The organism is Hafnia alvei (genome assembly GCF_034424155.1).
Classification (GTDB): domain Bacteria; phylum Pseudomonadota; class Gammaproteobacteria; order Enterobacterales; family Enterobacteriaceae; genus Hafnia; species Hafnia alvei.
The window spans coordinates 3,719,848-3,732,981 of record NZ_CP139992.1 but is presented as its reverse complement, the minus strand read 5'-3'; the positions used below and the strand labels follow the sequence as shown (position 1 = coordinate 3,732,981).

7 protein-coding genes are annotated in these 13,134 nt (G+C 49.8%); 5 read left to right on the top strand and 2 right to left on the bottom strand.

Going from position 1 to position 13,134, the window contains the following annotated elements; all coding sequences use genetic code 11:
* Window positions 1–92: 92 nt before the first annotated feature.
* A complete protein-coding gene (locus U0008_RS17420) occupies window positions 93–1,490 on the bottom strand; it encodes an amino acid permease (RefSeq protein ID WP_043495375.1) in 1,398 nt (465 codons plus the stop codon).
* A gap of 867 nt (window positions 1,491–2,357) precedes the next feature.
* Here U0008_RS17420 and pdhR point away from each other — a divergent pair.
* From pdhR to lpdA, 4 genes are all read left to right on the top strand, one after another.
* Window positions 2,358–3,122, top strand: a complete 765-nt coding sequence (gene pdhR / locus U0008_RS17415) for a pyruvate dehydrogenase complex transcriptional repressor PdhR (RefSeq protein ID WP_025800338.1) — start codon at window positions 2,358–2,360, stop codon at window positions 3,120–3,122.
* A 161-nt stretch (window positions 3,123–3,283) separates the two neighbouring features.
* Entirely contained in the window at window positions 3,284–5,947 is a 2,664-nt protein-coding gene (gene aceE, locus U0008_RS17410; protein WP_043495372.1) for a pyruvate dehydrogenase (acetyl-transferring), homodimeric type, read from the top strand.
* Between the two features lie 13 nt (window positions 5,948–5,960).
* Window positions 5,961–7,835: a pyruvate dehydrogenase complex dihydrolipoyllysine-residue acetyltransferase gene (aceF, locus tag U0008_RS17405; RefSeq protein ID WP_043495370.1), complete on the top strand. Its 1,875-nt coding sequence runs from the start codon at window positions 5,961–5,963 to the stop codon at window positions 7,833–7,835.
* 291 nt (window positions 7,836–8,126) lie between these two features.
* Entirely contained in the window at window positions 8,127–9,551 is a 1,425-nt protein-coding gene (gene lpdA / locus U0008_RS17400) for a dihydrolipoyl dehydrogenase (RefSeq protein ID WP_025800335.1), read from the top strand.
* A gap of 83 nt (window positions 9,552–9,634) precedes the next feature.
* On the opposite strand, the gene U0008_RS17395 is transcribed toward lpdA, so the two are convergent.
* Window positions 9,635–9,892 (bottom strand): hypothetical protein, encoded by a 258-nt coding sequence (locus tag U0008_RS17395; protein ID WP_043495368.1) that lies wholly within the window; start codon window positions 9,890–9,892, stop codon window positions 9,635–9,637.
* Between the two features lie 532 nt (window positions 9,893–10,424).
* Here U0008_RS17395 and acnB point away from each other — a divergent pair.
* A complete protein-coding gene (gene acnB / locus U0008_RS17390; RefSeq protein WP_043495367.1) occupies window positions 10,425–13,022 on the top strand; it encodes a bifunctional aconitate hydratase 2/2-methylisocitrate dehydratase in 2,598 nt (865 codons plus the stop codon).
* The last annotated feature ends 112 nt before the right edge of the window (window positions 13,023–13,134 follow it).

The window sequence follows — 13,134 nt, the reverse complement described above, 5'->3', positions numbered from 1 at the left end:
CGGGGTAACAATTTTCGCTTTCGCAAAGAAAGCGCATCATAAAAATAAAGCCTCCGGCATGCGGAGGCTTTAAGAATATTAAAGAAAATCGCTTACGAGTGGCTGGATACGCTATTCGTATTGCGTTGATTGCGCTGTTTGATGGCGTAGCCAATACCGAGAATAATCAGCCATACCGGTATCAGCAGCACGGAAATCTGAATACCCGGCGTGAAGTACATGATGACTAAGATCCCGCACAGGAATGCTAAGCACAGGTAGTTGCCGAACGGATACCAAAACGCCTGAAACTTAGGTACCACGCCTTCACGATTTTTAGCCGCACGGAAACGCAGGTGCGCTAAGCTAATCATCGCCCAGTTGATCACCAAGGCAGAAACAACCAGCGCCATCAGCAGCTCAAAGGCTTTGCCCGGCATGACGTAGTTAATCAGCACGCACAGCAGAGTGGCTGCAGCCGATAGCCCAATCGCTACGACGGGAACGCCGCGTCCATCGACTTTCAATAACGCTTTCGGCCCGTTGCCCTGTTTGGCTAAACCAAACAACATACGGCTGTTGCAATACACGCAGCTGTTATAAACCGATAGCGCAGCGGTCAACACCACGATATTCAGGATGGTGGCGACCACGTTGCTGTCTAATTCGTGGAAAATCATCACGAATGGACTGCCGCCTTCCACTACTTTGCCCCACGGATAAAGCGAAAGTAGGATAGACAGAGAGCCAATATAGAAAAGCAGAATGCGGTAAATAACCTGATTCGTGGCTTTAGGAATGCTTTTCTCTGGGTTATCGGCTTCGGCTGCGGTGATGCCAACTAGTTCTAACCCACCGAATGAGAACATGATAACGGCCATCGCCATCACCAGACCCATCGTGCCGTTAGGGAAGAATCCACCTTGCTGCCACAGATTCGTCACGCTGGCTTCAGGCCCTGCGTGGCCGCTCAGTAAGAGCCATGCGCCGAACACAATCATGCCGATAATGGCGACGACTTTGATAATGGCAAACCAGAATTCCATTTCACCGTAGACTTTGACGTTCGCAAGGTTAATGGCGTTAATCGCAAGGAAGAAGACGGCCGCAGAAACCCATGTAGGGATATCGGGGAACCAGTACTGAACATAAATGCCGACGGCGGTGAGCTCTGCCATCGCCACGAGCACGTAAAGAACCCAATAGTTCCAGCCCGAGGCAAAACCTGCAAAGTTCCCCCAGTATTTAAAGGCAAAGTGGCTAAAAGACCCTGCTACAGGCTCTTCAACCACCATTTCACCCAATTGACGCATTATCAGGAACGCTATAAAACCACCAATTGCGTAGCCCAAAATAACGGAAGGGCCCGCCATTTTGATGGTTTGTGCAATACCTAAAAACAGTCCGGTGCCGATGGCACCACCCAGAGCAATCAGCTGAATATGGCGATTTTTCAATCCCCTTTTCAGTTGTTCACCGTGAGGCTGAGCGCGATGCTGCTGATCACTCATGTCTTTCATCCTCTAAATACGCCGGTCGAAAACGACCTCTGGCTCACTGTTACTGTCATTTGTAATTATTAAAATACGAAATGCGTAATTTATTGTTTACATGGATTGCCAATTTGATTTGTTTTATTGGCTACCAATGACTGGAGAATAATGATAAGCGAAAGAAATTGCACCACATTTATAATGTTAAATACCGATATAGATCACAGAGAGAGCTCAATGAGTTTTTGCTCATTCATTCAGAGAAAATGAGCATTGTTTATAAAATAGACGCTTTGAGCGAAATTGGCGAAAGAGACGAAAAAAAAGCAATATTTTACAAAATGAAGCACCGGTGGTGGAGGTACTTCTTTTGGAGGACGAGGAGAATTGCCGATTGGATAAATTTCATGCTGGCTGAGCGAGCGGATTTGATAAACACCGTATAGCCGTGACTTCTTTACCTAATTTTACCTACCGCGCGTAACATATTTATCTTCAAGCAATTAGCATTGTTAGTACATCTGGTGATTAAATAACTATTCGTTTATTTGAATTGTTATGCGAATTTTGCACTGCTTTCACGCTTCAGCTTGAGTGTCTTTTAGTTTCAATAAAGTTAAAATACTTTCTTGCCTCGTAAATGGTATTACCACGTTACAGTTATAGTATTGCTGTGTTGTTTGAGTGACTTTGTTAAAAAATGCTCGCTTTCATGATTTCAATCAAAGCCTGTATGGACAGCAGGTGAATACTTTGTTACTTTAGCGTCACGTTTTTGAAATTGGTATTACCAATTGACTTTGCGCCACTCGCAGAGATTTTAAGCGGCTCGCGAACAAAATAACGTTAATAAGAAGAAGCACTCGCAGAGAAGAAAAGAGCGACATGGCCTACAGCAAAATTCGTCAACCGAAACTATCAGATGTCATCGAACAGCAACTGGAATATCTGATTCTGGAAGGCACGCTGCGCCCAGGAGAAAAACTTCTTCCCGAGCGTGAGCTGGCGAAACAGTTTGATGTGTCTCGACCTTCTTTAAGAGAAGCGATACAGCGGCTAGAAGCAAAAGGATTGCTGTTGCGTCGTCAGGGAGGCGGTACCTTCGTTCAAACCAACCTCTGGCAAAGTTTTAGCGATCCCTTGGCTGAACTGCTGGCAGACCATCCAGAATCACAATTCGATTTGCTTGAAACCCGTCATGCGCTTGAAGGTATTGCTGCTTATTACGCAGCACTGCGTGGCACAGACGAAGATTTAACCCGTATTCGCACTTGCCATCTGGTTATTCAAGAGGCGCAGGAAAGCGGCGATTTAGACGCTGAAGCGGATGCGGTGATGCAGTATCAGGTCGCGGTGACCGAAGCTGCACATAACGTGGTCCTTCTGCATTTGCTGCGCTGTATGGCGCCGATGCTGGAGCAAAACGTGAAACAGAACTTTGAGTTGCTTTACTCGCGCCGTGAAATGTTGGCCAAGGTAAACGACCATCGTGCCAGCATTTTTGAGGCGATTGTGGCACGCGAGCCAGAGAAAGCTCGTGAAGCATCGCACCGCCATCTGGCATTTATTGAGGATATCTTGTTGGAACTCAATCGTGAGCATAGCCGCCGTGAGCGGTCGCTGCGCAGACTCCAGCAACGCAAGGATTAAAAACGGATTGTGAAAGCTTAGCCCTTTGATAATCCGTTTTATTGCAACACCACTAGGCAACTAAACCCTGATTGGGCCTGTCTTCGTGTTTTTTCCCGACATGAAGAAAACACACGAAGACAGGCTCCTGACAAACCATTAGACAGATAAGGAATACCACCATGTCAGAACGTTTAAACAATGACGTGGACCCGATCGAAACCCGCGACTGGCTGCAGGCGATCGAATCGGTCATCCGTGAAGAAGGTGTAGAGCGCGCTCAGTACCTGATTGATCAAGTATTGGGTGAAGCCCGTAAAGGCGGCGTAAACCTGCCTACCGGAGCGACCAGCCGCAACTACGTCAATACCATTGCGGTAGAAGACGAGCCTGCGTACCCAGGTAATCTGGAGCTGGAACGCCGCATCCGTTCAGCGATTCGTTGGAACGCGGTCATGACTGTTCTGCGTGCATCGAAAAAGGATCTGGAACTGGGTGGTCATATGGCTTCTTTCCAGTCTTCCGCAACGGTATACGAAGTCTGCTTTAACCACTTCTTCCGCGCTCGTAACCAGAAAGACGGCGGCGATTTGGTGTACTTCCAGGGCCACATTTCTCCGGGCGTTTACGCTCGTGCCTTCCTTGAAGGCCGTTTGACCGAAGAACAGATGAACAACTTCCGTCAGGAAGTTCACGGTAAAGGCCTGTCCTCTTACCCGCATCCTAAACTGATGCCTGAATTCTGGCAGTTCCCAACTGTATCAATGGGTCTGGGCCCAATCGGTGCAATCTATCAGGCTAAATTCCTGAAATATCTGGAACACCGTGGCCTGAAAGACACCTCTGAACAAACCGTTTACGCTTTCTTGGGCGACGGTGAGATGGATGAGCCAGAATCTAAAGGTGCGATCACTATCGCAACGCGTGAAAAACTGGACAACCTGTGCTTCATCATCAACTGTAACCTGCAACGTCTGGATGGCCCAGTCACCGGTAACGGCAAAATCGTTAACGAACTGGAAGGCATCTTCGAAGGCGCTGGCTGGAACGTGATTAAGGTTATCTGGGGTAGCCGTTGGGATGAGCTGCTGCGTAAAGATACCAGCGGTAAACTGATCCAGCTGATGAACGAAACGCTGGACGGCGACTACCAGACCTTCAAATCCAAAGACGGCGCTTACGTTCGTGAGCACTTCTTCGGTCGTTACCCTGAAACCGCCGCTCTGGTTAAAGACATGAGCGATGACGAAATCTGGGCATTGAACCGTGGCGGCCACGATCCTAAGAAAGTCTACGCTGCACTGAAAAAAGCGAAAGATACCAAAGGCCAAGCGACCGTTATTCTTGCCCACACCGTTAAAGGTTATGGCATGGGTGACACCGCCGAAGGTAAGAACATCGCTCACCAGGTTAAGAAAATGAACATGGACGGCGTGCGCCAGTTCCGTGATCGTTTCAACGTACCTGTGGCTGATTCTGAAATCGAAAAACTGCCATACGTGACGTTTGATAAAGATTCTGAAGAGTCCAAGTACCTGCACGAACGCCGTCAGGCGCTGCAAGGCTACCTGCCAACTCGTCTGACTCACTTCACCGAGAAACTGGAAATGCCTGCGCTGTCAGACTTCGGTTCTCTGTTGGAAGAGCAGAACAAAGAAATTTCTACCACCATCGCTTTCGTTCGTGCCCTGAACGTGATGCTGAAGAACAAGTCGATCAAAGATCGTCTGGTTCCAATCATCGCCGACGAAGCGCGTACCTTTGGTATGGAAGGCCTGTTCCGTCAGATCGGTATCTACAGCCCTAACGGTCAGCAGTACACCCCGCAGGACCGTGAGCAGGTTGCTTACTACAAAGAAGACGAAAAAGGTCAGATCCTGCAGGAAGGTATCAACGAACTGGGTGCAGCATCATCTTGGCTGGCGGCGGCAACTTCTTACAGCACCAACGATCTGCCAATGATCCCGTTCTATATCTACTACTCCATGTTCGGTTTCCAGCGTATCGGCGACCTGTGCTGGGCAGCGGGTGACCAACAGGCACGTGGCTTCCTGATCGGTGGTACTTCAGGTCGTACAACCCTGAACGGTGAAGGTCTGCAGCACGAAGATGGCCATAGCCACATTCAGTCTCTGACTATCCCGAACTGTATCTCTTACGATCCAGCATACGCTTACGAAGTGGCAGTCATCATGCATGACGGCTTGGAGCGCATGTACGGTGAAGCACAAGAAAACGTTTACTACTACATCACTACGCTGAACGAAAACTACCACATGCCGGCAATGCCGCAGGGTGCAGAAGAAGGTATCCGTAAAGGTATCTACAAACTGGAAACTCTGGAAGGTAGCAAAGGTAAGGTACAGCTGCTGGGTTCAGGTTCTATCCTGCGTCACGTTCGTGAAGCGGCTAAGATCCTGGCTGAAGAATACGGCGTGGGTTCTGATACCTACAGCGTAACTTCCTTCACCGAGCTGGCTCGTGATGGTCAGGACTGTGAGCGTTGGAACATGCTGCACCCAACCGAAACTCCACGTGTACCGTACATCGCTCAGGTGATGAACGATGCGCCAGCGGTTGCGTCTACCGACTACATGAAGCTGTTCGCAGAACAGGTTCGTACTTACGTTCCAGCCAGCGATTATCGCGTACTGGGTACTGACGGCTTCGGTCGTTCAGACAGCCGCGAAAACCTGCGTCACCACTTTGAAGTTGATGCTTCATACGTTGTGGTTGCTGCACTGGGTGAACTGGCTAAACGCGGTGAAATCGAAGCTTCTGTGGTTGCTGATGCAATTAAGAAATTCGACATCAACCCAGAAAAAGTTAACCCGCGTCTGGCATAAGAGGTACAGAAGAATGTCTATCGAAATTAATGTACCGGACATCGGTGCTGATGAAGTTGAAGTTACCGAAGTGATGGTAAAAGTGGGCGATAAAGTGGAAGCCGAACAGTCTTTGATCACCGTTGAAGGTGACAAAGCTTCCATGGAAGTCCCATCACCACAGGCCGGTGTAGTTAAAGAAATTAAAGTTTCCGTGGGCGACAAAGTCGAAACCGGCAAACTGATCATGATCTTTGAAGCCGAAGGTGCAGCAGCCGCTGCACCTGCCAAAGCCGAAGAGAAACCAGCGGCCGCACCTGCTCCGGCAGCCGCCGCTGCAGCAAAAGATGTTGAAGTTCCAGACATCGGCGCCGACGAAGTTGAAGTCACCGAAGTGATGGTGAAAGTAGGCGATACCGTTGAAGCGGAACAGTCTCTGATCACCGTAGAAGGCGACAAAGCTTCTATGGAAGTTCCTGCACCGTTTGCGGGCGTGGTTAAAGAGATCAAGATTGCGACCGGTGACAAAGTGAAAACTGGCTCACTGATCATGGTCTTCGAAGTGGCTGGCGCTGCGCCTGCCGCTTCTGCACCGGCACAGTCAGCGGCTCCAACTGCTGCGGCTGCATCAGCGGTGAAAGATGTTGAAGTTCCAGACATCGGCGGTGACGAAGTTGAAGTGACTGAAGTGATGGTAAAAGTGGGCGATAAAGTGGCCGCTGAACAATCACTGATTACCGTAGAAGGCGATAAAGCCTCTATGGAAGTCCCAGCTCCGTTCGCGGGTGTGGTTAAAGAAATCAAGATCGCGACCGGCGATAAAGTCAAAACCGGTTCACTGATCATGACCTTTGAAGTAGAAGGCGCGGCACCTGCGGCTGCACCAGCGGCTAAACAGGACGCGGCTCCAGCTAAACAAGAACAGAAAGCGGCCCCTGCGCCAGCGGCTAAAGCTGAATCGAAGGGCGAGTTTGCTGAAAACGACGCTTACGTTCACGCAACGCCGGTTATCCGTCGCTTGGCACGTGAATTCGGTGTGAACCTGGCGAAAGTCAAAGGTTCTGGCCGTAAAGGTCGTATCCTGCGTGAAGACGTTCAGGCTTACGTGAAAGATGCGGTTAAACGCGCTGAATCTGCTCCGGCAGCGGCTGCGGGTGGCGGTATTCCGGGCATGCTGCCTTGGCCGAAAGTTGACTTCAGCAAGTTCGGTGAAATCGAAGAAGTGGAATTGGGTCGTATCCAGAAAATCTCTGGTGCTAACCTGAGCCGTAACTGGGTGATGATCCCGCACGTTACGCACTTCGACAAAACAGATATCACCGATCTGGAAGCGTTCCGTAAACAGCAGAACGCCGAAGCTGAGAAACGTAAACTGGACGTGAAATTCACCCCAGTGGTCTTCATCATGAAAGCCGTTGCGGCAGCGCTTGAGCAGATGCCACGTTTCAACAGCTCTCTGTCTGAAGATGCGCAGCGCCTGACGCTGAAGAAATACATCAACATCGGTGTTGCGGTTGATACGCCAAATGGTCTGGTTGTTCCTGTCTTCAAAGACGTTAACAAGAAGAGCATTACTGAGCTGTCCCGTGAACTGACGGTGATCTCTAAGAAAGCGCGTGATGGCAAGCTGACGGCTGGCGAAATGCAGGGCGGTTGCTTCACCATCTCCAGCATCGGTGGCCTGGGTACAACCCACTTCGCGCCGATTGTTAACGCGCCTGAAGTCGCTATCTTGGGTGTTTCTAAATCAGCGATTGAGCCGGTATGGAATGGTAAAGAGTTTATGCCGCGTCTGATGATGCCGATTTCTCTTTCCTTCGACCACCGCGTGATTGACGGTGCTGATGGTGCTCGCTTTATCACCATCATCAACAATATGCTGTCAGACATTCGTCGCCTGGTGATGTAACCCTAAAAGCCGGCCAAACGGCCGGCTTTTTTCTTCAAGTGCGTCAGTGCTGGAGCTAATACGGTTCAGCATTGGATAGTGAGACTTTCGTCACCCGATCAAAGCTTTACAGAATTGTTAACATTTTTGTAAACTATGGGCAGTACGAGCGTCCCGGTGGTAGATGGGCGTTATGAATGACTCTCCTCTTTCCTTTGGAAATAAAGGTTGTGAGCCAAACAATGACGTTGGCAGTGATGTTATCAATGTGGATGATGTCGCACCCGCCGGACAAACAATAAAGAGGTCATGATGAGTACTGAAATTAAAACTCAGGTCGTGGTACTTGGGGCGGGCCCTGCAGGTTACTCTGCGGCTTTCCGTTGCGCGGATTTAGGTCTAGAAACCATCATCGTTGAACGTTACTCCACCTTGGGTGGCGTATGTTTAAACGTCGGTTGTATCCCTTCTAAGGCTTTGCTGCACGTCGCTAAAGTGATTGAAGAAGCCAAAGCCTTAGCAGAGCACGGCATTGTTTTCGGTGAGCCGAAAACTGACATCGATAAAGTTCGTGTCTGGAAAGAAAAAGTGATCACTCAGCTGACCGGCGGTCTGGCTGGGATGGCAAAAGGCCGTAAAGTGAAAGTGGTTAACGGTCTGGGCAAATTCACCGGTGCTAACACACTGGAAGTTGAAGGCGAAAACGGCACGACCGTGATTAACTTCGACAACGCGATTATCGCTGCGGGCTCTCGTCCAATTCAGCTGCCGTTCATTCCACATGAAGATCCACGCGTTTGGGATTCAACCGATGCGCTGGCGCTGAAATCAGTCCCAGAACGTCTGCTGGTGATGGGCGGTGGTATTATCGGCCTGGAAATGGGTACCGTTTATCACGCGCTGGGTTCTCAGATTGACGTTGTTGAAATGTTTGATCAGGTCATCCCTGCCGCTGACAAAGACGTGGTGAAAGTCTTCACCAAGCGTATCAGCAAGCAGTTTAACCTGATGCTGGAAACCAAAGTGACCGCGGTAGAAGCCAAAGAAGATGGTATCTACGTCACGATGGAAGGCAAAAAAGCGCCAGCAGAACCACAGCGTTACGATGCGGTTCTGGTTGCTATCGGTCGTGTACCAAACGGTAAACTGCTAGAAGCAGGCAAAGCGGGTGTAGAAGTTGACGAGCGTGGCTTTATCCACGTCGACAAACAGCTGCGTACCAACGTACCGCACATCTTTGCTATCGGCGACATCGTCGGTCAGCCAATGCTGGCACACAAAGGTGTTCACGAAGGTCACGTTGCCGCTGAAGTTATCGCGGGCATGAAGCACTACTTCGATCCTAAGGTGATTCCTTCTATTGCTTATACTGAGCCAGAAGTTGCCTGGGTTGGTCTGACCGAGAAAGAAGCGAAAGAAAAAGGCATCAGCTATGAAACTTCCACCTTCCCGTGGGCTGCTTCAGGTCGTGCTATCGCTTCCGATTGTGCCGACGGTATGACCAAACTGATCTTCGACAAAGAAACTCACCGTATCATCGGTGGTGCCATTGTCGGTACTAACGGCGGCGAGCTGTTAGGTGAAATCGGTCTGGCCATTGAGATGGGTTGCGACGCTGAAGATATCGCGCTGACTATCCATGCTCACCCAACGCTGCATGAATCCGTTGGTTTGGCCGCAGAGATCTACGAAGGTAGCATCACTGACCTGCCGAATCCGAAAGCGAAGAAGAAATAATTTTTTCGCGGACTACGCTGAAATGCAAAACGGCTCCCTCGGGAGCCGTTTTTTTATGTCATTTTCAACCGCAATTCATGCTGCTAATCGTCTTTAAATCCAATAAAAAAGGCGATGGTGAACAGCAATACTCCAATCAAAAGCGCAAACAAGAAGAAATTCATTCCCCAAATCATGGGGCCATTGTCTAAATCGGTGTGCGCGAGATCGTTTCCGTTGAGTACCAGATACTGCGACTGAGTATTGTCTATCAGGAAGAACAGTGCTGCGACGGCCAACAAAACGGAGGCAATCTGTAGCACTGTAAGATAAAAAGTTTTCGACTTCCTTTTAAGTATCATTCCGCATCCTGCATCTACTCGTGGTGATAGTGGATCATAGCGAAAAAAACCGCGCTTAGATCCTAGAACAGATCAAGATTTATCAGTTTTCAACATTTAATACTGTTACAGAACGATACCAATTTGCATTATGCGCTATTTATGTTGCTTTTATGTGAACAGTTTAACAACCGAGTTAAATCCTGATATGCTGGACGGGCATAACCGGGTACTCTACTTATGAAGACCTTGTAACTTGAAAGGTTTTATCCCCGTCATACTTCAAGCTGCTTATGCGTTGGCTGCACCCGCTCACCCTAGTCACTTACTTGAGTAAGTTCCTAGGGACTCACAGGTTTGCTGCCTTCAATCAGCTTGAATTATTTTGGGGGTACTTTCAGAGCGTGGGACAACGCTCTAAAGGCATCTTACTTACCCGTAACCCGGTGGTGGGTGTGTTCCGTAGTAGGTTTTTACACCGTATCGAGAACGTACTACGAAACACACCCTCTGCACACATAATGACTCCAACAATGAGAGCGAGGATAAAGTCGTGCTAAAAGAATATCGCGAGCACGTCGCTGAACGTGCGGCAGAAGGCGTGGTTCCTAAACCACTGGATGCGACGCAAATGGCTGGGTTGGTTGAGTTACTGAAATCGCCGCCCGCTGGTGAAGAAGAATTTCTGTTAGATTTGCTGATCAATCGTGTGCCACCGGGTGTTGATGAAGCCGCTTATGTCAAAGCGGGTTTTTTAGCCGCTGTTGCTAAAGGCGAAACGACCTCTCCTCTGGTTTCTCAAGAAAAAGCCGTTGAACTGCTCGGTACCATGCAGGGCGGTTACAATATCCATCCCCTTATTGATGCCCTCGATGATGCCAAACTGGCACCAATCGCCGCGAAAGCGCTGTCTCATACGCTGCTGATGTTTGATAACTTCTATGATGTGGAAGAGAAAGCCAAAGCCGGCAACAAGCATGCGCAGCAGGTTTTACAATCGTGGGCAGATGCCGACTGGTATTTATCTCGCCCAGAACTGGCCGAGAAAATCACCGTAACCGTGTTTAAAGTGACCGGTGAAACCAACACCGACGATCTATCTCCTGCTCCTGACGCGTGGTCTCGTCCCGATATTCCTCTGCACGCATTAGCGATGCTGAAAAACGAACGCGACGGCATTGTTCCCGATCAGCCGGGCAGCGTGGGCCCGATCAAGCAAATTGAATTACTGAACAAAAAAGGTTTCCCGCTGGCCTATGTTGGCGACGTGGTCGGAACCGGTTCTTCGCGTAAGTCAGCGACTAACTCCGTGCTGTGGTTTATGGGCGACGATATTCCTCATGTGCCAAACAAGCGCGGTGGCGGTGTGGTTCTCGGCGGTAAAATTGCCCCGATCTTCTTCAATACGATGGAAGATGCGGGTGCATTACCGATCGAAGTTGACGTTTCTAAGCTGAATATGGGCGATGTGATTGATATCTACCCGTACAAAGGCGAAGTGCGCAATCACGAAACGAATGAACTGCTGGAAAAATTCGAGCTGAAAACCGAAGTGCTTCTGGATGAAGTGCGTGCCGGTGGCCGTATTCCACTGATCATTGGCCGTGGTTTAACCACCAAAGCACGTGAAGCATTGAATCTGCCTCACAGCGAAGTATTCCGTATCGCTAAACCTGTCGCTGCGAGTAACAAAGGTTTCTCTCTGGCGCAGAAAATGGTCGGACGTGCCTGTGGCACCAAAGGCATTCGTCCGGGGCAATACTGTGAGCCTAAGATGACGTCTGTGGGTTCGCAAGATACCACGGGGCCAATGACGCGCGATGAGCTGAAAGATTTGGCTTGTCTGGGCTTCTCCGCTGATTTAGTGATGCAGTCGTTCTGTCATACAGCGGCTTATCCTAAGCCAGTAGATGTGACCACGCACCATACGCTGCCTGATTTCATTATGAACCGTGGCGGTGTCTCTTTGCGTCCGGGCGATGGCATTATTCACTCATGGCTGAACCGCATGCTGCTGCCTGATACCGTTGGTACCGGCGGTGACTCCCATACACGTTTCCCAATCGGGATCTCTTTCCCTGCGGGTTCTGGTTTGGTGGCGTTTGCCGCTGCAACCGGCGTGATGCCGTTGGATATGCCTGAATCTGTGCTGGTGCGCTTCAAAGGTAAAATGCAGCCGGGTATTACCCTGCGCGACTTGGTTCACGCCATTCCTTACTACGCGATTCAGCAGGGCCTACTGACGGTTGAGAAGAAAGGTAAGAAAAATATCTTCTCTGGCCGCATTCTGGAAATCGAAGGTTTGCCAGAGCTGAAAGTTGAGCAGGCGTTTGAGCTGGCGGATGCTTCCGCTGAGCGTTCTGCCGCGGGTTGTACTATCAAACTTGATAAAGCACCGATTACGGAATACCTGAGCTCTAACATCGTTCTGTTGAAATGGATGATCGCAGAAGGCTACGGCGATCGTCGCACCATTGAGCGCCGTATTCAGGGCATGGAAAAATGGCTGGCCGATCCACAACTGCTGGAAGGCGATGCGGATGCAGAATATGCGGCAGTGATCGACATCGATCTGGCCGAGATCAAACAGCCCATTCTGTGTGCGCCAAACGATCCAGACGATGCGCGTCTGTTGTCTGACGTCGCTGGCGAGAAGATCGACGAGGTCTTTATCGGTTCGTGTATGACTAACATTGGTCACTTCCGTGCCGCGGGTAAGCTGTTGGATGGGCATAAAGGCCAACTGCCAACGCGTTTGTGGGTTGCACCGCCAACTAAGATGGATGCGGCTCAGCTGACCGAAGAGGGCTACTACAGCATCTTTGGTAAGAGTGGCGCCCGCGTTGAGATCCCTGGTTGTTCACTGTGCATGGGTAACCAAGCACGAGTGGCCGATGGCGCAACGGTGGTATCGACTTCAACACGTAACTTCCCGAACCGTTTAGGCACGGGAGCAAATGTGTATCTGGCCTCGGCCGAGCTGGCTGCGGTGGCTTCACTGTTAGGCCGTTTACCAAATCCAGAAGAGTATCAGCAATACATGGAACAGGTGGATAAAACGGCGGTAGACACCTACCGTTACCTGAACTTTGACAAGCTGGAACAGTACACTGAAAAAGCTGACGGCGTGATTTTCCAGACCGCGGTTTAATTTTCAGATGTGACTGAATATCGAGGAGGCTTCGGCCTCCTTTTTTATCGGCTATCCTCCAGCTCACGCCATAAGCAAGTTTTCACTTCCCATACGTAAACTGACAGATAAA